Here is a 20,158-nt window from a genome sequence, read left to right as displayed (position 1 = left end):
ACCCTATTTAACAGTCTGTAATAGACTGCACTCTAAGTCATATAACGGTTTAAACCGATTGTTCTTCTTAAAAAGGATAGATTCATTTAAGTTTCATGTCTTGTTTGCACCAACCACAAGCTCTCTATACATACCCGCTTAAATTACTTATTCCTAAACAATATAGTTATTAAATTAACCTAAATATACCAAATGGCTATGACCTTTTCAAGGAATAATTAAGATTCGGTAATAAGTCCAGTGTTTTCATAGACTTTTTTACCATCAATAATAACTGTTTGAGCATGGTTTACGCCATAATGATATGGTAAGTATTCATGATTTGGAATATCCCATACAACTATATCAGCTTGATCACCAGCTTCAATTGTACCCGCTTCAGCATCAATTGCTTTTGCAGCATTGACTGTAACAGCATTCCAAATTTCGTTTGGTGTTAATTTTAATTTTAGTGCTGCGATGCTCATTACAAGTTGTAAATTATCGGTTACACAACTACCTGGGTTGAAATCAGTAGCAATAGCAATTGCACCATTATTATCTAGCATACCCCTTGCATCTGCGTATTGGTCTTTTCCTAAGTAGAATGTTGTGCCAGGTAGTAACACAGCGATTGTTTGGCTATTATTTAATGATTGTTTATCTTCTTCACTTGAAGCAACTAAATGATCTGCAGAAATCGCACCTTCATCAATTGCTAAGCCTAGTCCGCCTAATGGGTCAATTTCATCAGCGTGGATTTTAACTTTTAATCCTTTATCTTTAGCTGCTTGCATATAACGTCTTGACTCTTCTACTGTAAATACACCTGTTTCACAGAATATATCAGCAAAATCAGCTTTGTCTTTCACATCATCTAATAAATCAATCATTTCTTGTAAGAAAGTAGCATTATCTTTTGCATCTTTAGGTACTGCATGAGGTCCTAAGAAAGTATGTTTCATTCTAATTGGTGTATTTTCTTCTAAACGATGTGCAACATCAAGTTGCTTTAATTCAGTCTCTTTATCTAAACCGTAACCACTTTTAGCTTCAACTGTTGTAGTTCCAAATTGAATCATTCTAACAATTTCTTTTTTTGATTTATTATATAATTCTTCTTCTGAAGCGTTTCTTGTAGACTCAACTGTACTTAAGATTCCTCCACCTTGTTTAAGTATATCTAAGTAACTTACGCCTTGTTGTTTTAGCGCCATTTCATGTTCTCTAGAGCCACCAAATACTAGATGTGTATGTGCGTCTACTAATCCAGGAGACACGACTTGGTTTGTCGCGTCTATCACTTCTTTCGCTTCATACTCTTCTGTATGTTCTCCTGCATATACGACTTTGCCATCTTTAACGACAACTGTTCCATTGTTAACAATTTTTAAATCATTCAATTCTTTGCCTTTTAGTGGGCCTTCTGTCTTCTTAGGTAAAATTAATTCACCTATGTTTTGAATTAAAATATCATTCATTGTTCTCTGTCTCCTTTAACATTGGAATATCTACGTTTTTATTTTTAGCTGTGTCTATCGCAGTTTCATAACCTGCGTCTGCATGTCTTACTACACCCATACCCGGATCTGTCGTAAGTACTCGTCCTAAACGTCTATCAGCACGTTCACTACCATCTGCTACAACAACCATACCGGCATGTAATGAATAACCCATACCTACGCCACCACCGTGATGAACTGAAATCCATGAGCCACCTGCAGCTGTATTAACAAGAGCATTTAATATTGCCCAGTCACCTACTGCATCAGAACCATCTTTCATTGATTCAGTTTCTCTATTTGGTGAAGCTACAGAACCTGAGTCTAAATGATCTCGTCCGATTACGATTGGTGCAGATATTTCACCATTTCTAACCAACTCGTTTAATGCTAATCCCATTTTTGCACGTTCACCGTAACCTAACCACGCAATTCTTGAAGGTAATCCTTGGAATGCAATTTTTTCACTTGCCATATCTAACCAACGCATTAACTTTTTATCTTCAGGGAACAACTCTCTCATTAATTGATCTGCTCTTTCGATATCTTTAGGGTCCCCACTGAGCGCCGCAAATCTGAATGGTCCTTTACCTTCACAGAATAATGGTCTAATGTAAGCTGGCACGAAGCCTGGGAAGTTGAAGGCATTCTCTAAACCTTCATCGAAAGCAACTTGTCTAATATTATTTCCATAATCAAATGCTATTGCACCTTTTTCTTGAAAAGCTAACATAGCTTCAACATGTTTTTTCATAGATGCAGAAGACAATTTAACATATTCTTTAGGATCATTTTCACGTAATTTATCAGCTTCTTCTAAAGAATAACCTTCTGGTACATAACCATTTAGTGGATCATGTGCTGATGTTTGGTCAGTTACGATATCAATTTTAAATCCTCTATTTAATATTTCGTGATGAACTTCTGCAGCGTTACCTACTAAACCAATAGCTAATGGTTTCCCTGCATTTTTAGCTTCTTCTGCTTTTTCTAATGCTTCGTCTAAAGAATCTGTAATCATATCACAATAGCGCGTTTCAATACGTTTCTCAATTCTTGAAGGGTCTACATCTACACCAATTACAACACCTTCATTCATTGTTACAGCAAGTGGTTGAGCGCCACCCATTCCACCTAATCCAGCAGTTAAAGTAATCGTGCCTTTTAACGTACCTCCAAAGTGTTGGTTAGCCAGCTCTGCAAAGGTTTCAAATGTACCTTGAACAATACCTTGTGAACCAATATATATCCAACTACCTGCAGTCATTTGACCATACATCATGAGACCTTTTTTATCTAATTCATGGAAATGTTCCCAATTTGCCCATTTAGGTACAAGTACTGAGTTAGATAAAAGCACACGAGGCGCTTCTTCATGCGTTTTAAATACTGCAACTGGTTTACCAGATTGAACGAGCATTGTTTCATCGCTTTCTAATCTTCTTAGCGTTTCTACAATTGCATCAAAGCTTTCCCAGTTACGTGCTGCTTTACCAATACCACCATATACAACCAATTTTTCAGGATGTTCTGCTACTTCTGGATCGAGATTATTATAAAGCATTCTCAAAACTGCTTCTTGCTCCCAACCTTTACATTCTATTTCTAAACCTTTTTTCGCTTTAATATTTCTAGACATAATTCATTTCCCCTTTATTAAAAGATTAGTAAACTTAATGGAATTGCTATTAATAATGTAAGTGCGACACGAATAAACCAAATCACCACAAGTTTCCAAATTGGAATTTTAATATCTGTAGCTAAAATACAAGGTATTAAAGCTGAGAAGAATATAATTGCTGAAATACTTGTAATAGCTACTACAAATTTCACTTCTATTGCTGCTTTCACCACTAACAATGATGGTAAGAACATCTCTATGATTGATATCATGGATGCTTTTGCTAATAAAGGCTTATCATCAATAGGAAAAATATAAATAAATGGATAGAAAATATAGCTTAACCAATCAATAATAGGTGTGAAATTAGCTAATATTAATCCTAAAAATCCAATCGATAATATAGATGGTAAGATAGCCATCGTCATCTCTACGCCATCTTTAAGATTAAGGCCTATATTTTTAAATAATGTTAATGATTGATATGATTGTTTCTTTGCTTCATCATAAGCAGCTTTCATATAATTCCCTTTAACTTTAGATTCTTTTTGTCCTTCTTGATTATTGTAATATGCCTCTGATTCTCTAGAAATCGGTGGCAAATGAGCAGAAATTGCTGTTACAACAAATGTGATTATTAATGTACTCCAGAAGAATAAATTCCAGTGACCCATTAAGTCTAACGTTCTCGCTACAATAACCATAAATGTAGCAGATACTGTTGAGAATCCTGTTGCGATTATGACCGCTTCTTTCTTGTTATACATGCCATCTTTATATACTCTGTTTGTGATAAGTAATCCTAAAGAGTAGCTACCTACGAATGATGCTACAGCATCAACAGCAGACTTACCTGGTGTCTTAAATATGGGTCTCATAATCGGTTGCATCAATACTCCAATAAATTCTAGTAATCCATAACCTACTAAAAAGGAAAGTGCAATCGCTCCTACTGGAATTAAAACACTTAGTGGTAACATCAACTTATCAAATAAGAACGGTCCATAATCTTTATCAAATAATAATTTAGGTCCTATCTTAAATACGTACATAATGCCTATCACTGCACCAAGTAGCTTAAAAATAACAAGAACACAATCTGTAAAAGATTTTTTAAAATCCATTCTGATAACAGGTAAAATAGCACCTATTATAATGATAATTAATGCATAATAAGCAGTTAAATCTCCTAACAATGACCGAATACCTAAGTGAATGTGGTCAACAAGTATCGTATTATCTTTACCTATTTGTATAGGAATAAAGAATAAAATAATACCTATAATGCTAAATACATAGAATTTCCACATATCTTTACCTTTGTCTTGAAACTGTTGATTAATCATCACAGCACCCCTTTGTTTCAAAATTCACTATCTTAAATATTCACATACCCTTTCTATATCGTGATGAAAGACTCTATCTTCAGTTATCGAAGGTACAACTTCTCTTAACTCCATATATTTTTCTTTTGTTCTAGGTGAAAGCTTTTCTATCCCTTTAATTTCTACCGCTTGTAGAGCGATGATACATTCTATCGATAATACTCTTCTTACATTTTGGATAATTTGATAAGCATGTCTTGCTCCAATCGTACCCATCGAAACATGATCTTCTTGGTTAGCTGAAGACGGTATTGAATCGACGCTAGCAGGATGTGCTAAAGTCTTATTTTCTGATACAAGCGAAGCGGCAGCATATTGCATAATCATTGCTCCACTTTGTAAACCTGGTTCAGGACTTAAAAATGCTGGTAATCCACCATTTAATTGTGGATTAACTAACCTTTCTAATCGACGTTCAGAAACATTCGCTAATTCTGCAACTCCGATTTTCAAGAAATCCACAGCAAAGGCTATTGGTTGTCCATGGAAGTTTCCACCTGATATAACGAGTGTTTCATCATCTTTATCAAATATTAATGGATTATCGTTTGCAGCATTCATTTCTAATTCTAATTTTTCTTTCACATAATTTAGCACTTGAAAACTTGCTCCATGAATTTGTGGGATACATCTTAATGTATATGCATCTTGCACACGTACTTCCCCTTGACGTGTTGTAAGTTTTGAACCGGCTAACCAATTACGCATTCTTTCAGCCACTTCAATTTGTTCATTAAAGTTTCTTACGATATGCACATGCTCATCATATGCATCCACAATTCCATTTAAAGCTTGATGTGTTAATGAAGCAATCCACTCTGAATTATAAGCAATATTTTCCGCTTCTATATACGCAATAACGCCTTGAGCTGTCATTGCTTGAGTTCCATTTATTAATGCTAAACCTTCTTTAGCTTGTAATGAATGAGGCTCTAATTCCAGTTTGTGCAAGACTGCTTTAGCGTTTAGTGTTTCACCTTTATAATGCACATCGCCTTCCCCAATTAAAGCTAATGCTAGGTGTGATAATGGAGCTAAATCACCTGAAGCTCCTAAAGATCCTTGCTCTGGTATAACCGGTATAATTCTTCTGTTAATAAATTCGACTAACAAGTTTACTAAGTCTTCTGTTACACCTGAGTGGCCTTTTAACATTGTATTTAATCTTAAAATCATCATGATTAATGAAACATTGTCTGGAAAGGCTTTTCCTACGCCACAAGAATGTGAACGAATTAAATTAATTTGTAAGTCATTGTATTTTTCTTGCTCAATCAATACATCACTGAACAATCCAAATCCAGTTGTTATACCGTATACAGTTTCTTTATTATTTATGATTCGTTCAACTGTTTCTCTACTTTTTCTAACATTAATTAAAGCTTCCTCTGAAATAGATATTTGCCTATCTTCTTCTAAAAATGTTTTAATATCTTGAATCGTTAAATCTTTACCTTTTAATATTAAAGTCACAAATAACACTCCTTTGGACACAAAAAAATACAACAAAAATTTATTTGTTGCACCTTTCTCTTATCTAATGTCTAATAGGTGTTCTTATGTCTATATATGATTGATACCTAAACCGATTGTTTCATGTTCTTTTCCTTTAATAGGAGCTCCTATTGTGCCGTATAGACTAACGGCTATCCATTCTCCTTCTTGTTTATCAGAATATGGATATCCTCTCACAACAGAAAATTTTAAACCAACAGTTCTCATAATTTCACCTATAGATAATTCACCTCTCGTAATACCATTTACTGCTTCTAATATTGCATGATACAAAGCGTGTGTTTCTCTATACTGCGTTTCAGATATAAGGTTCTGTCTTCTAGCTGCTGTCTCTATTGAAGAGATAATCTTATTAAGCGACATCGTTCCAATCTTACCAACTATAAATTGCATTTGATCGCAGTCTGGATTCAATTGTTTCGCAGTTTGCTCATCAGTAAGTGTTAATAATGTTGCGTACTTACCAATTGATATTTGTTCAGTCATGTGAAAGCTCCTATCTTATCTAATAACTAATATCTATATTCACATTATATTTTTAGTATACGCTTTCATAATTTTTATGACAATACTTTTTAAGATATCCGTAACACAGTGATTGATTAATACATTAGCTTATTAAAGTTTTTATTTTTAAGTTTAGTAGAATATACTGTTCATTTCATAATTAAAGTGGCATAATAAATCGTACAATTAATTGAAGGTGGGTTAATCATGAAGACAATTTCGTCTGTTACAATTCCAAAAAGAGAGCAGGAATCTCACAAAGGCGATTATGGTAGGATTTTATTAATCGGTGGAAATGCTAATTTAGGTGGCGCTATTATGTTAGCTGCAAGAGCTTGTGTATTTAGTGGAAGTGGTTTAATTACAGTTTCTACACATTCATCAAACTTTGCTGCTTTACATTCACGTTGTCCTGAAGCAATGGTTTCAGATATAACTGACTTGAAAAAACTCTCTAAATTAATAGAGCAATCAGATTGTATTTTGATTGGACCTGGACTCGGCTTAGATTTTAAAGGCAATAATACTTTAACGTTTTTATTCCAAAATATTCAGCCTCACCAAACGTTAATTATTGATGGTGATGCTATTACGATATTGAGTAAATTAAAGCATACTTTACCAGAATGTGAAATTATCTTTACGCCTCATCAAAAAGAATGGGAAAGACTCAGTAATATACCAATCGAAGAACAAACTTATGAGAGAAATAAAGAAGCAGTCAAAGCATTAAATGCTACTGTCGTCTTGAAACAACACGGTACGGAATTATACTTTAAAGATCATGAATATAAATTATCTATAGGTACACCTGCTATGGCAACTGGTGGTATGGGTGATACTTTAGCAGGGATGATAACAAGTTTTGTAGGACAGTTTGATTTAGAAGAAGCGGTTATCAATGCTACTTATATGCATAGCTATATAGGTGAAAAACTTTCTAAAGATATGTACATCGTCCCACCATCTAAACTTATAGATGAAATTCCTTATGCTATGAAATCATTCGAAACAGAATAAAACATATAAAAAATACTCCCTCCTAAAACTTCACTATAATAATAGTGACTATTAGGAGGGAGTATTTTATTTATTATTCTTCGTCGTCTTCATCGTCTTGTTTTTCAATATCTTCGTTTACACGATCCATGAAGTCTTCTCTTAGTTCTTCTTTTTCATTTGTATTCTCTGTTGCTGGTGTATCTAAAGTTTCTTCTAGTACACCTTCAATTGGAGACTCTGCTATTTCATTTTCATCTGGTTCAACTTTTGCAACTGTTGCAACTTGTTGGTTTTCACCTAGACGAATTAATCTAACACCTTGAGCGCTACGACCATTTTGAGAAATATCAGCGACATGTAACCTAATAATGACACCTGAATTTGTGACAATCATTAAGTCTTCGTCACCTGTCACAGTCGTAATACATACTAGACTACCGTTTTTCTCTGTTAAAGTGGCAGTCTTAATACCTTTACCACCTCTGTTAGAAATTCGATATTGGTCAGCAGCAGTACGTTTACCATAACCATTTTCAGTGACGATTAAAATCTCATCTTGTTCTTCTTCGTCGGTAACGTCTAATCCAATTACTTCATCATTTTCTCTTAATGAAATACCTCTAACGCCTGCAGCAGTTCTACCTAATGGGCGTAGTTTCGTTTCATCAAATCGGATTAATGAAGCATGTTTCGTTCCGATAATAATCTCTTTCGTACCATCCGTTAGTCTAACCGCAATCAACTCGTCGTCTTCTTTAAAGTTAATCGCAATCTTACCGTTTTTGTTAATACGAGAGAAATTCGATAGTTTAGAACGTTTTACAGTACCTTTTTTCGTAGCAAATACTAGGAAGTCTTCTTCACTAGATAGATCTTTAACTGCTATCATTGTACTGATTTTTTCATCTTTATCAATTTCTAAAGCATTGACGATTGGTAAGCCTTTAGACTGTCTAGACATTTCAGGAATTTCATAGCCTTTTAGCTTGTAGACACGACCTTTATTCGTAAAGAATAATACATTATCATGTGTACTTAAAGTTACTAACTGGCTAACGAAATCATCTTCGATTGTATTCATTCCTTGTACACCACGTCCACCTCTATTTTGAGAGCGATAAGTGGATACAGGTAATCGTTTAATATAGTTGTTATGACTTAATGAAATAACGATCTGTTCTTCAGGTATTAAGTCTTCATCTTCAATTTGATCAAGACCTGCAGCAGTTATTTCAGTACGTCTTTCATCACCATATTTTTCTTTAATCTCAATGATTTCTTCTCTAATAATTTCTAGTAATTTTTCTTCGTCATTTAAGATTTCTTTAAGTTCTTCGATAAGTTTTAGTAAATCTTGATATTCACTTTCAATCTTACCGCGCTCTAATCCTGTTAATCGACGTAGACGCATATCTAGAATGGCTTGTGCTTGTCGTTCAGATAATTTGAAACGATTTTGCAAGCCTTCCATTGCTTCTGCATCGCTTTGAGATTCACGAATCAATTTAATAATTTCATCAATATGATCTAATGCAATACGTAAACCTTCGAGAATATGCGCTCTATCTTGAGCTTTTTTCAAGTTATATTTCGTACGTCTAGTTACAACTTCTTTTTGGTGTTCTAAATAATGATATATTACAGAACGTAAGCCTAATAGTTTAGGTTTACCGTTAACAAGTGCAATCATGTTTACACCGAATGAAGTTTGTAATGGTGTTTGTTTATATAAGTTATTTAATATAACATTCGCATTAGCATCTTTTCTAACTTCAATAACAATACGAAGACCAACTTTTAAGCTTGTTTCATCTCTTAATTCTGTAATGCCTTCGATTTTTTTATCGCGTGCTAATTCTGCAATTTTTTCAATCAATCTTGCTTTATTTACTTGGTAAGGAACTTCTGTAACAATAATGCGTTCTTTACCGTTTTTCATTACATCAATTTCAGCACGAGCTCTCATTAAAACTGAGCCACGGCCTGTTTCGTAAGCACGTCTTATTCCGCTTCTACCCATAATTAAACCAGCAGTTGGGAAGTCAGGACCTTGAACGATATCCATTAATTCATTTGTTGTAATTTCTGGATTATGACTTAGCGCAAGAACGCCGTCTATTACTTCGTTCAAGTTATGCGGTGGAATATTTGTAGCCATACCAACTGCAATACCTGATGTACCATTCACTAACAAGTTAGGGAATCTAGCTGGTAAGACTACCGGCTCTCTCTCATTACCATCATAGTTATCTTGGAAATCAATTGTATCTTTATTAATATCTCTTAATAATTCACTTGTTATTTTAGCCATACGTGCTTCTGTATAACGCATTGCAGCAGCACCGTCACCGTCCATTGAACCAAAGTTACCTTGACCATCTACTAATGGATAACGATAACTGAAGTCTTGCGCCATACGTACCATTGCTTCATAAATAGATGAGTCACCGTGTGGGTGATATTTACCCATTACGTCACCAACGATACGTGCAGATTTTTTATATGGTTTGTCTGAGGTCATACCTTGATCGTTCATACCATACAATATACGTCTATGAACAGGTTTTAAGCCATCTCTAACATCAGGTAGAGCACGAGATACAATAACACTCATTGCATAATCTAAAAATGACTCTTTCATTTCTCTACTGATGTTACGTTCACTCACTCTTGATTGAGGTGTTTCAGCCATTAATTATATCCTCCTTAAATCGTAAATTGTGCTTTAAATATCTAACGTTGCGTATTCAGCATTTTCTTCAATAAATTGACGACGAAACTCAACAATATCTCCCATAAGCATTTCAAACGTTTCGTCAGCTTCTATCGCATCTGTTAGTGTTACTTGAAGCATTGAACGATTTTCAGGATTCATTGTTGTTTCCCACAATTGATCTGCATTCATTTCTCCAAGACCTTTATAACGTGCTATAGACAGTTTAGGTGTTGAGCTTAACTCTTCTTTTAATTTATCTAATTCTCTATCGTTAAATACGTAATATTTCTTTTTACCTTGTTCTACTTTATATAAAGGTGGTTGTGCAATATAAACATATCCCGCTTCAATTAACGGTCTCATAAATCTATAGAAGAACGTTAATAACAATGTTCTAATATGCGCACCATCTACGTCAGCATCAGTCATGATAACTAATTTATGATATCTAGCTTTACTAATATCAAATTCTCCACCTATACCAGTACCTAGTCCAGTAATCATAGAGCGTATTTCATTATTTCCAAGTATTTTATCAAGACGTGCTTTTTCAACGTTCAAGATTTTACCACGTAAAGGTAAAATAGCTTGTGTTCTAGAGTCACGACCTAATTTAGCAGACCCACCGGCAGAGTCACCCTCAACGATGTATAATTCACATTCATCTGGTTTTTTACTTGAACAGTCTGCAAGTTTACCTGGTAGACTTGAAACTTCTAATGCTGATTTACGTCTTGTTACTTCTCTTGCTTTTTTCGCTGCTAGACGAGCTCTTGACGCCATAATACCTTTATCTACAATGATTCTAGCTACATTTGGATTTTCAAGTAAAAATCTTTCAAATAGCTCTGAGAATAGTTTATCAACAATTTGACGCACTTCAGAGTTACCTAGTTTTGTTTTTGTTTGACCTTCGAATTGTGGGTCACTATGCTTGATAGAAACAACAGCAGTAAGACCTTCTCGTACGTCTTCACCTGAGAGCTTTTCTTCGCCATCTTTAAGAAGTTTATTCTTAGTACCATAACTATTAATCACTCTTGTTAATGCTCGTTTAAATCCATCTTCATGCGTACCACCTTCATAAGTGTGGATGTTGTTAGCATAAGTCAGTAAGTTAGTAGCAAAACCGCTATTATATTGAATTGAGATTTCGACTTCTACATCCTCTTTAGTATCATGAATGTAAATTGGATCATCAAATAAAACTTCTTTTGATTTATTTAATAATTCAACGTAAGATTTAATACCACCTTCGTAGTAATAAGAATCTTCGAGTATATTTTCATCGTCTCTTTCGTCTCTAAGCGAAATTTGTATACCTTTATTTAAAAAGGCTAACTCACGAATACGTTTTTGTAGAATGTCGTATTCGTATTCAGTTGTTTCTGTGAAAATTTCTTCATCTGCTTTAAAGCGAATTGCCGTACCAGTATAATCTGTTTCACCAATAACTTTTAAGTCGAACTGAGGAATACCTCTTTTATATGCTTGATGATATATTTTGTTATTAAGGTGTACGTAAACTTCTAGTTGAGAAGATAGTGCGTTTACGACAGATGAACCCACGCCGTGTAGTCCACCAGATACTTTGTATCCGCCACCGCCAAATTTACCACCAGCATGCAATACTGTTAATATAACTTCAACAGCAGGACGTCCCATTTTCTCTTGAATATCTACTGGAATACCTCTACCGTTATCTGTTACTTTAACCCAGTTATCCTTTTCTATTATAAGTTCTATATGATCAGCATAACCTGCTAAAGCTTCGTCGATACTGTTATCAACGATTTCCCATACAAGATGATGTAAACCTCTTGATGCTGTAGAACCAATATACATACCAGGGCGTTTACGGACTGCCTCTAAGCCTTCTAATACTTGTATCTGATCTGCACCATAACTTACTTCGTTATTTTGTTCTGACACGTATTTCCACCTTCACTTTCATCTACTCAATAATATTGCCTTTAGATACGTTAAATACCTTGGCATCTTTCATGATTTCATGTTCTATACCATCTACGGACGTAGTCGTTACAAAAGTTTGGACCTTTTCTTGGATCGTACTTAATAAATGCGTTTGTCGTTTATCATCAAGTTCACTCAATACATCGTCTAATAATAAAATTGGATATTCACCAACTACTTGATTAATCAATTCTATTTCAGCTAGCTTGATAGATAATGCAGTCGTACGTTGTTGTCCTTGTGAGCCATAAGTTTGAACATTCATATCGTTAACATGAAAACTGATATCATCTCGATGTGGACCATATCTAGCACTTCCACGCTCTATTTCTTTATCCATAGATTCATTTAATAATTTACAAAAAGCATCTTTCAAATCTTGTTGATTATGATGCGTTTCAGCAAGTTTAATATTAGGTTCATATTGAACCTTTAGTTCTTCGTTTTGACTTGTAATTCCTTTGTGAATTACTGCAGCAATCTTCTCTAACTCACTTATAAAATGCGCCCGCTTCAATGTGACGTTTGCAGCTTCTTCTGAAAATTGTTCGTTAAATACTTCAAGCATTGTACGATCTTTCATTTTGCCAATTTGCAATTGTTTAAGGTAATGGTTTTTCTGTTTAAGTAATCTTTGATAATTTGATAAATGACTTAAATAAACCGCAGACATCTGACCGAGTTCCATATCTATAAAACGCCGTCTAATTTGCGGGCTACCTTTAACTATATTCAAATCTTCTGGTGCAAACAGTACCACATTTAAGTGACCAATATATTGCGTTAATCTACTTTGTTCTAGATGATTGACTTTCGCCTTTTTGCCTTTCTTTGTGATGATTAAAGAAATTGGCATTTTTCCATGACGATAACTAAGTTCACCTTCTATTTTACCATACTCTTCCCCAAACTGTATGAGTTCTTTATCATTCGATGTTCTATGGCTTTTTGCTAACGCTAAAGTATAGATTGATTCTAATAAATTTGTCTTACCTTGGGCATTTTCGCCAATCAAAATATTAACATTTGGATTAAATTGAAGTGTACACTTGTTATAATTTCTATAATGGGTTAAATTAAGTTCTCTTAATATCATATCTATTCACTTAGATGATTGATGCGAAATTGACCTTCAGAAGGAATTTCAATTAAGTCACCATCATGTAATTTCTTTCCACGACGTGTCTCACGTTCGCCATTAATCAGTACTTCTTCATCTTGGAGGAACCATTTAGCTTGACCACCCGTTCCAATGACGCCTTCATTTTTTAGGAATTGCCCTAAAGTAATTTCGTCTTCAACTGAGATATCTTGTACCATTATCTTCACTCCAATCTTAATTAGTCATCTCTATATTATACCTTTTTTTCACTAAAAAATCATGTTTTTAGGTACAATTCATTAAATCAAAAATAAATCTATAAAAAATTAAAATATAAAAGAAAAAACAATACGCTAATATTTAAAATAAAAAGGCTATCCACAAAGTCAAAAGACAATGGGACAGCCTTAGTATTATATTGTTTTATCTTTTTTAGTAAAAATTAATATCAAACTAACCAATAAAAATGCAAGTCCTGCTAAAAATGGAATTGTAATAAATCCAAAGACATTTATATATTCAGATGAGCAAGGTACACCTTGGGTACATGGTTTGATTTCTGCAAAGCCAGGTACTTTTTGTTCTAAATAATGCCATGTCGAAATACATAGTCCAATTAAAGAAATTGGTAATGCAATTTTTTTAACAGAATAATCATTTTGAAATGAGCCAATACCTGTAATTAACACCAATGGGTACATGCATATACGTTGATACCAGCATAGCGTACAAGGTATAAAACCACGTATTTCACTGAAATATAAGCTACCTAAAGTTGCAACTAAAGCTATTACCCAGGAAATAAAAAGTCCGTATTGTTGTTTCAAATTGACCACCTAATTTGATTTATTTTTCTTTTCGATAGCTTTATCTATAGCTTCAGAAATTTTGTCATAATCCATTGGATCTGATAATACTTTACCATCAACAACAACTGTCGGTGTTATGTCGACATCATATTTTTTCGTTAAATCTGCATCGCTATTCATTTGTTTGTATGATTCTGAATTACGATCTTTAACTAATTTCATAATTTGTTCTTTTTTATCTTTATCAATATCTAATCCATTGACGGCTTTTTTCACTACAGATTGTGTTAACCATTCATCATCACCCTGCATATCGTGATCGTCAGGTTGTGCTTCAAATAAAGCTCTGTGGTAGTTCCAGTATGCATCAGGTGCAACTTTATTTACAGCATGTGCTGAAGCTGCGCCAAGTTCAGAACCTTCACCATGGAACGGTGCATTAACAAATCTATATTCTACTTCGCCTTTATCAATATAATCTTTTTCAATTTTATCCATAAAATTTGTTTCAAATGCTTTACATGCTGGACATTTGTAATCTCCAAACTCTACAATTTGCACTTTGGCATCACCCTTTTTATGGGTTGGATTATTTTTTGTGTCTTTAGATAAATCTTTAGCTTTAACTGTTCTTTCGAAGAGACTATCTTTTTCTTTGTCATCTCCGCTTCCACCGAACACGACAAGCATAACAATACCCGCAACTATAATTAGAATTGCAATCATAAGAAATATAATATTGCTATTACTATTTTTGTTTGCCATTTTAATCCCTCAATCTCTTTAGTGATAATATAAATTTTATACTATCGCTTACATAAATTCTACACGCTTCTGTAAAAAAACATTAAGGTTTTGTGACAAATGTATAGCACTTTTTATAATGAATTAATTTTTAGTCATGTTTAATGCATTTTTTAAGTTTTTAATAAGTCCTTTATCATAAGTTAATACACTGCCTCTATAAGTTTTTGCAGCGAACATTAATAAAATAATACAAGTCACAATTGAGATAAGAATTCCTAATAATATATGCCACTCTGGCGTAGAGTCAGAAATTGTTCTTAACAACATAACCATCGGAGATAACAATGGTACGAAGCTTGTTATCTTAACAAGCATAGTATCTGGAGTTCCAATACTAAACATAGCAATATAGAAACCAGCTAAAGAAATAAATGTTACTGGCATCATCGATTGTGCTAAATCTTCTATACGGCTCGTTAAAGCCCCTAGAATAGCCGCTAAAGTAATATAGGTAATTACCCCTATAATTAAGAAAACAAGCCCATATACGATGATTCTTGTAGTCTCAGGACCAAATTCAACACCGACTGCATCAAATAAGCCTTTTAAATCAAAAGCAAATATGCTAATTACAATGGCTAAAATAATAAAGAATATTTGTGTAAAAGCTACTGCTATTACAGATAATATTTTAGCTGCGACATGAATAGATGGTTTAACGCTCGTCACAATCATCTCGATAACTCTAGTAGTCTTCTCAGTAGCAATTTCTGTACCGATTTGATTCGCATAATTCAACGTAATGAAAAATGATAAGAATAGGATGATGTAAACGATAACTATATTTAAAGCTTGTACTTCCGGTTTAACATCACTTGATTGTTTTTCGTCATCTTTTGACTTAATTTCTTTAGTTTGTACATCACTTGGCGTATTAAGTGCCTGTAAATCTTTCTCTGATAAATCTAGTTTTTGAGCAGTTAGCGATGACTGCATTTGACTTAATGTTGTTTGTAAAGTCATTTTCTCATTTTCATCAACTGACCCTTTTTCATAAATTGTGCCATTTAATTTTTCATCTTTTATTTCAACTTGAATAAGGCGGTCGTATTTATCATCTTCTACACCTTTTTTTCCTTTTTCCAGTGATACTTTTTCAACTTTTTCTACATCATCATCTTGTTTATATTGTTTTTCTAACCCTTTATAAATCATTTCGTTATCTGTTTGAATTGCAACTGTTTTGGAACTATTATCAAAGAACTCGACAATTTTATCCACATTACTTAATGCAAAGATAAATAGCATAAATAATGCAGTCATAATAATAAATGATTTACTTTTTACTTTTTGTAAGTACGTTAAATTAAATGTAGGCCAAAACTTATTCATGTTGATCACCAACCTTAGCTATAAAGATATCGTTTAGAGATGGCTCAGCAACTTGGAATCGTTTAAGATAACCAAGTTTAATTGCTTGATTATATATTTCTTCAGCGTATCTTTCATCAGTAATTCTGATTTTAACGCCTTTTTTCGTATTCTCAAATGCTTCAATTCCCTCGAAATCTTTTAAGAATGAAAAATCATGATTCCCCTCAATGTATATATCTTTTTTGCCAAAGTCATCTTTCACTTTATCAAGAGAACCAGAAACTACTGATTTCCCTTTGCTCATGATGCATATATAATCACAAAGTTCTTCAACATGTTCCATTCTGTGTGAGCTGAATATAATCGTTGTGCCGCGTTCCTTTAATTCTTTAACAGCTGATTTTAATAATTCAACGTTTACTGGGTCTAAACCACTAAATGGTTCGTCTAATATAAGCAACTCAGGTTTATGTATGATAGCTGCTATAAGTTGTACTTTTTGTTGATTACCTTTAGATAGGGCGTCTATTTTTTTATCTTTATTTTCAAATGCATCAAATCTTTTTAGCCAATAATCAAGTTCTTGATCAATGTCTTTTTTATTCATGCCTTTTAATTCTGCTAAATATCTAATTTCTTCAAATACTTTTAATTTTGGATGCAAGCCTCTTTCTTCTGGTAAATAGCCGATTTTATTAGTCATTTTGTAATCAATCGGTTTATCATTAAATTTCACAACCCCAGTTGTTTTAGGTAGTAAGCCTAAAATCATGCGGAAAGTAGTTGTTTTACCAGCACCATTCCCACCTAAAAAGCCATACATTGTTCCTTTCGGTACTTCTAAACTGACATCTTGCACTGCATTAAAGTCATTAAACTTCTTAGATACATTTTCGATAATTAATGTCATAAGTTTACTCCTTTTTACTAGATTGAATATCCGCTTGTGAGATATTCTCGTCATCTTCAAAGATGAATAATTCATCAATCGTTACGTTAAACACTTGTGAAAGTTTATGTGCCAACACTAAAGTTGGATTGAATTTATAACGTTCAATTGAATTAATTGTTTGTCTCGACACATTGACTAATCGAGATAATTCACTTTGAGTCATTTTTCTTTCAGATCTAAATTCATAAACCCTGTTTTTCAATTAATCACTTCCTGTCAAGTTAACTTTACAATAAATCAATTTTTTTAGCGTGTCAAGTGAACTTGACATCTATTATAAAAAAATGAGGAACCCCTATTAATAAAGGATTCCTCAAGCTATAACTAAATATAATTAATATGTTCTGATTGGTAAAATCAATTGAATAACTGACTCGTCATCTTTTGGTTTAAGTATGAATGGTCTCATTGTTCCAAAGAATTCTACGTGTACATCATCGTTATCAATTGCTTTTAATGCATCCATCATATATTTAGAGTTAAAGGAAATTTTTAAAGATTCCCCTTCAACTTCTTCAGTAGTAACTTCTTCTTTTACAGTACCAATTTCTGGAGATGTAGAAGATAATTCTAATTTGTTAACGTCTGTAGATAGTTTAATAACATTGTTTCCACCTTCACGTGCTAATAGTGATGCACGATCAATTGCATGATAGAATTCGCTATTATTCACACCTAATTTTGTTTCATAATTTTCAGGGAATAATCTTGTTGTATCAGGATAGTTACCTTCTAGTAATCTTGAAATAAAGTTAATGTGTCCAACTTTAAATAACACTTGGTTACTAGCAAAGAATATGTTGATATCTTCTTCTGAATCCGAAACAATCTTGTTCAATTCAGATAATGCTTTACCTGGGATGATAACATTTTTATCTTCTATGTCTTCATCTTCTAGTTTAAGCTTTCTTAATGCAAGTCTGTGTGAATCTGTTGCAGTACAGATAAGTTCTTTGTCTTGTATCAACCAGTTTACACCTGTCAACACTGGACGTGTTTCTGACGTGGACACAGCAAAGTTTGTTTGAGCAATAATATTTTTTAGTACTTTAATTGGTAATTTAATAGCATCATCTTCTGATACTTGTGGTAATAACGGGTATTGATCTGGGTCTAATCCACTAACATTAAATTCAGAATGACCTGAAGTGATTAATGTTTTGAATTGATCATTTGTTGATAGATTTACTGTTTTACCTGGTAATTTCTTAACGATATCAACAAAGAAACGTCCTGGAAGTACTACAGAACCTTTTTCTTCTATGTCTACTATTTTTTCACCATCAATATTTTCTTGAATTGTAATTTCAATTGATATTTCAGAATCTGATCCTGTTAATATAATACCTTTATCTGTTGCATCAATTTTAATTCCTGTAAGTATTGGTAATGTAGTTCTTGGTGAAATGGCTTTTAATGTATCATTCAATTGATTAAGAAAGTAATCTCGTTGAATTGTAAATTTCATAACTTATAAACTCCTTCCAGTCGTTATATATTAATTATATATCTTTTAAATTCGTAGTAATAGTAATAGGGGCTGTGGATTGGTGGATAACCTACTTTAAAATGCGATATAAAAGTTATTCACATGTTGATAAACTGTGTATGGATGTGCACAACTTATCCACATTATCCACGTATTTGTTTTTCTAGTTGTTCTAAATCAGTCTTTAGTTCTGGATTATTTTCTATATCATTTCTAATTTTTTCATGAGCATGAATCACTGTAGTGTGATCTCTTCCTCCGAATTCTTCACCAATTTTAGGTAGTGAGAAATCAGTAAGCTCTCTTGAAAGATACATTGCAATTTGTCTAGGATATGCGATAGATTTAGTACGTTTTTTGGCTGAAAAGTCTTCGATACGCACGTTATACATTTTTCCGACAACTTGTTGAATATCTTGAATCGTAATCTTAGTCGATCTAGGTGTCGAGATGATGTCTTTTAGTGCTTCAGCAACTAAATCAGTATTAATCGGTTTGTTTCTTAATTTAGAATAAGCCAAGACTCTTGTTAAAGCACCTTCTAATTCACGAATGTTCGATTGAATAGAATTCGCTATATAAGTAAGAGCTTCAACTGGTAAATCAAGGTTTTCTTCTTCAATTTTCTTCTGTAAAATTGCCATTCTCGTTTCAAAGTCAGGCGGTGTGATATCTACAATTAAACCCCATTCAAATCGAGTTCTTAAGCGATCTTCTAATGTTGGAATTTCTTTTGGTGGTCTATCACTAGAAATAACAATTTGCTTTTTGTTTTGATGTAAATCATTAAAAGTATGGAAAAATTCTTCTTGTGTTTGTTCTTTCTTTTGAATGAATTGAATATCGTCTATTAATAGTACATCGATATTACGATATTTATCTCTGAAGCTTTCTGTATCATTTTTTCTGATAGATTTGATAAATTCATTTGTGAATTTTTCACTAGATGTATAAAGAACGTTAGCGTTTGGATTTTGTTCTAATACATAGTGACCAATAGCGTGCATTAAATGCGTTTTGCCTAGGCCAACACCACCATATATAAATAGAGGGTTATAGGCGTTTGCAGGTTCCTCAGCTACAGCTAATGAAGCGGCGTGTGGAAATTGATTTCCTGGACCGATAACAAATGTATCAAAAGTGTTATTACTATTTAATTGGCTATTTGTTACTTCTTCATTTTCTTCAATTGTCTTACTTTTTGCAGGTTGTTCAGTAAAATCTTCACTTTCAAGATCGTCTTCTGATATAAATTTAACTTGAACTCTGTCGCCTATGACATTATAGATAAAATCTATGACATGTTCATGATATTTATTGGTTAACCACTCAGCTACAAAAGGACTTTGTGCTACAACTATTGCACGATTACTATCAATTTGATGTAGGTAAGTTCCTTTAAACCAAGTATTATAACCAGCAGAAGCGATTTGATCTTCGGCAATTGCTAATACCTGTTCCCAAATTTCTTCTTTTGAATTCAT

Annotated in this window: 17 protein-coding genes and 1 other annotated feature (1 of these 18 cut by a window edge); of the genes, 1 reads left to right on the top strand and 16 read right to left on the bottom strand. The window is 33.3% G+C overall.

The genetic code is table 11. The annotated features are described in order from the left end of the window. Nucleotides 1-170, bottom strand: a binding site (T-box leader) (it extends 28 nt beyond the left edge of the window). 48 nt (nucleotides 171-218) lie between these two features. From hutI to hutP, 5 genes are all read right to left on the bottom strand, one after another. Next, entirely contained in the window at nucleotides 219-1,460 is a 1,242-nt protein-coding gene (gene hutI / locus ACNMOQ_RS00085; protein ID WP_016999169.1) for an imidazolonepropionase, read from the bottom strand. Further along, the gene (hutU, locus tag ACNMOQ_RS00080; protein WP_064204305.1) at nucleotides 1,453-3,120 is read right to left on the bottom strand and encodes a urocanate hydratase; all 1,668 of its coding nucleotides are present in this window, start codon (nucleotides 3,118-3,120) and stop codon (nucleotides 1,453-1,455) included. Before hutU ends, hutI begins: the two co-directional genes overlap by 8 nt. A gap of 17 nt (nucleotides 3,121-3,137) precedes the next feature. Beyond that, nucleotides 3,138-4,448, bottom strand: coding sequence for a YjiH family protein (locus ACNMOQ_RS00075; RefSeq protein ID WP_016999171.1), 1,311 nt, complete (start codon nucleotides 4,446-4,448; stop codon nucleotides 3,138-3,140). 27 nt (nucleotides 4,449-4,475) lie between these two features. Beyond that, the gene (gene hutH, locus ACNMOQ_RS00070) at nucleotides 4,476-5,960 is read right to left on the bottom strand and encodes a histidine ammonia-lyase (protein WP_416350027.1); all 1,485 of its coding nucleotides are present in this window, start codon (nucleotides 5,958-5,960) and stop codon (nucleotides 4,476-4,478) included. A 90-nt stretch (nucleotides 5,961-6,050) separates the two neighbouring features. Beyond that, on the bottom strand, nucleotides 6,051-6,488 hold the full coding sequence (gene hutP, locus ACNMOQ_RS00065; RefSeq protein ID WP_016999173.1) for a hut operon transcriptional regulator HutP: 438 nt from the start codon (nucleotides 6,486-6,488) through the stop codon (nucleotides 6,051-6,053). A gap of 228 nt (nucleotides 6,489-6,716) precedes the next feature. Here hutP and ACNMOQ_RS00060 point away from each other — a divergent pair, with 228 nt between their 5' ends. Then, nucleotides 6,717-7,529 (top strand): NAD(P)H-hydrate dehydratase, encoded by an 813-nt coding sequence (locus tag ACNMOQ_RS00060; protein ID WP_016999174.1) that lies wholly within the window; start codon nucleotides 6,717-6,719, stop codon nucleotides 7,527-7,529. A 73-nt stretch (nucleotides 7,530-7,602) separates the two neighbouring features. Here the strand turns inward: ACNMOQ_RS00060 and gyrA are convergent, their stop codons facing one another. The 11 genes from gyrA to dnaA form a co-directional block, all read right to left on the bottom strand. Next, nucleotides 7,603-10,203, bottom strand: a complete 2,601-nt coding sequence (gene gyrA, locus ACNMOQ_RS00055; RefSeq protein ID WP_147640564.1) for a DNA gyrase subunit A — start codon at nucleotides 10,201-10,203, stop codon at nucleotides 7,603-7,605. 33 nt (nucleotides 10,204-10,236) lie between these two features. Continuing rightward, nucleotides 10,237-12,159, bottom strand: coding sequence for a DNA topoisomerase (ATP-hydrolyzing) subunit B (gene gyrB / locus ACNMOQ_RS00050; protein WP_064204301.1), 1,923 nt, complete (start codon nucleotides 12,157-12,159; stop codon nucleotides 10,237-10,239). A 22-nt stretch (nucleotides 12,160-12,181) separates the two neighbouring features. After that, a complete protein-coding gene (recF, locus tag ACNMOQ_RS00045) occupies nucleotides 12,182-13,297 on the bottom strand; it encodes a DNA replication/repair protein RecF (RefSeq protein ID WP_103268576.1) in 1,116 nt (371 codons plus the stop codon). A 2-nt stretch (nucleotides 13,298-13,299) separates the two neighbouring features. Then, a complete protein-coding gene (gene yaaA / locus ACNMOQ_RS00040; RefSeq protein WP_016999178.1) occupies nucleotides 13,300-13,521 on the bottom strand; it encodes a S4 domain-containing protein YaaA in 222 nt (73 codons plus the stop codon). Nucleotides 13,522-13,716: 195 nt separating this feature from the next. Continuing rightward, entirely contained in the window at nucleotides 13,717-14,130 is a 414-nt protein-coding gene (locus ACNMOQ_RS00035; protein WP_016999179.1) for a disulfide oxidoreductase, read from the bottom strand. A gap of 9 nt (nucleotides 14,131-14,139) precedes the next feature. Beyond that, nucleotides 14,140-14,877, bottom strand: a complete 738-nt coding sequence (locus tag ACNMOQ_RS00030; RefSeq protein ID WP_064204298.1) for a DsbA family protein — start codon at nucleotides 14,875-14,877, stop codon at nucleotides 14,140-14,142. A gap of 123 nt (nucleotides 14,878-15,000) precedes the next feature. Then, the gene (locus tag ACNMOQ_RS00025; RefSeq protein WP_416350026.1) at nucleotides 15,001-16,251 is read right to left on the bottom strand and encodes an ABC transporter permease; all 1,251 of its coding nucleotides are present in this window, start codon (nucleotides 16,249-16,251) and stop codon (nucleotides 15,001-15,003) included. Further along, on the bottom strand, nucleotides 16,244-17,143 hold the full coding sequence (locus ACNMOQ_RS00020) for an ABC transporter ATP-binding protein (RefSeq protein WP_416350025.1): 900 nt from the start codon (nucleotides 17,141-17,143) through the stop codon (nucleotides 16,244-16,246). Before ACNMOQ_RS00020 ends, ACNMOQ_RS00025 begins: the two co-directional genes overlap by 8 nt. A 4-nt stretch (nucleotides 17,144-17,147) precedes the next feature. Beyond that, nucleotides 17,148-17,387 (bottom strand): helix-turn-helix transcriptional regulator, encoded by a 240-nt coding sequence (locus ACNMOQ_RS00015; protein WP_016999183.1) that lies wholly within the window; start codon nucleotides 17,385-17,387, stop codon nucleotides 17,148-17,150. 132 nt (nucleotides 17,388-17,519) lie between these two features. Beyond that, complete coding sequence (gene dnaN, locus ACNMOQ_RS00010) at nucleotides 17,520-18,653, bottom strand: DNA polymerase III subunit beta (RefSeq protein ID WP_103268571.1); 1,134 nt, start codon at nucleotides 18,651-18,653, stop codon at nucleotides 17,520-17,522. A gap of 164 nt (nucleotides 18,654-18,817) precedes the next feature. Continuing rightward, complete coding sequence (gene dnaA / locus ACNMOQ_RS00005) at nucleotides 18,818-20,158, bottom strand: chromosomal replication initiator protein DnaA (protein WP_016999185.1); 1,341 nt, start codon at nucleotides 20,156-20,158, stop codon at nucleotides 18,818-18,820.

Origin of the sequence: Mammaliicoccus lentus (assembly GCF_947036595.1) — a bacterium.
Classification (GTDB): Bacteria; Bacillota; Bacilli; order Staphylococcales; family Staphylococcaceae; genus Mammaliicoccus; species Mammaliicoccus lentus.
The sequence above is the reverse complement of the archived record's forward strand: the minus strand, read 5'-3'. Positions and strand labels throughout refer to the sequence as shown.

Excerpts from the sequence above, each read along its gene's own strand:
- recF (WP_103268576.1), bottom strand. The coding sequence starts at position 13,297 with ATGATATTAAGAGAACTTAATTTAACCCATTATAGAAATTATAACAAG.
- ACNMOQ_RS00020 (WP_416350025.1), bottom strand. The coding sequence starts at position 17,143 with ATGACATTAATTATCGAAAATGTATCTAAGAAGTTTAATGACTTTAAT.
- ACNMOQ_RS00025 (WP_416350026.1), bottom strand. The coding sequence starts at position 16,251 with ATGAATAAGTTTTGGCCTACATTTAATTTAACGTACTTACAAAAAGTA.
- ACNMOQ_RS00030 (WP_064204298.1), bottom strand. The coding sequence starts at position 14,877 with ATGGCAAACAAAAATAGTAATAGCAATATTATATTTCTTATGATTGCA.
- gyrA (WP_147640564.1), bottom strand. The coding sequence starts at position 10,203 with ATGGCTGAAACACCTCAATCAAGAGTGAGTGAACGTAACATCAGTAGA.
- yaaA (WP_016999178.1), bottom strand. The coding sequence starts at position 13,521 with ATGGTACAAGATATCTCAGTTGAAGACGAAATTACTTTAGGGCAATTC.
- ACNMOQ_RS00060 (WP_016999174.1), top strand. The coding sequence starts at position 6,717 with ATGAAGACAATTTCGTCTGTTACAATTCCAAAAAGAGAGCAGGAATCT.
- dnaA (WP_016999185.1), bottom strand. The coding sequence starts at position 20,158 with ATGAATTCAAAAGAAGAAATTTGGGAACAGGTATTAGCAATTGCCGAA.
- ACNMOQ_RS00075 (WP_016999171.1), bottom strand. The coding sequence starts at position 4,448 with ATGATTAATCAACAGTTTCAAGACAAAGGTAAAGATATGTGGAAATTC.
- hutP (WP_016999173.1), bottom strand. The coding sequence starts at position 6,488 with ATGACTGAACAAATATCAATTGGTAAGTACGCAACATTATTAACACTT.
- dnaN (WP_103268571.1), bottom strand. The coding sequence starts at position 18,653 with ATGAAATTTACAATTCAACGAGATTACTTTCTTAATCAATTGAATGAT.
- hutU (WP_064204305.1), bottom strand. The coding sequence starts at position 3,120 with ATGTCTAGAAATATTAAAGCGAAAAAAGGTTTAGAAATAGAATGTAAA.
- hutI (WP_016999169.1), bottom strand. The coding sequence starts at position 1,460 with ATGAATGATATTTTAATTCAAAACATAGGTGAATTAATTTTACCTAAG.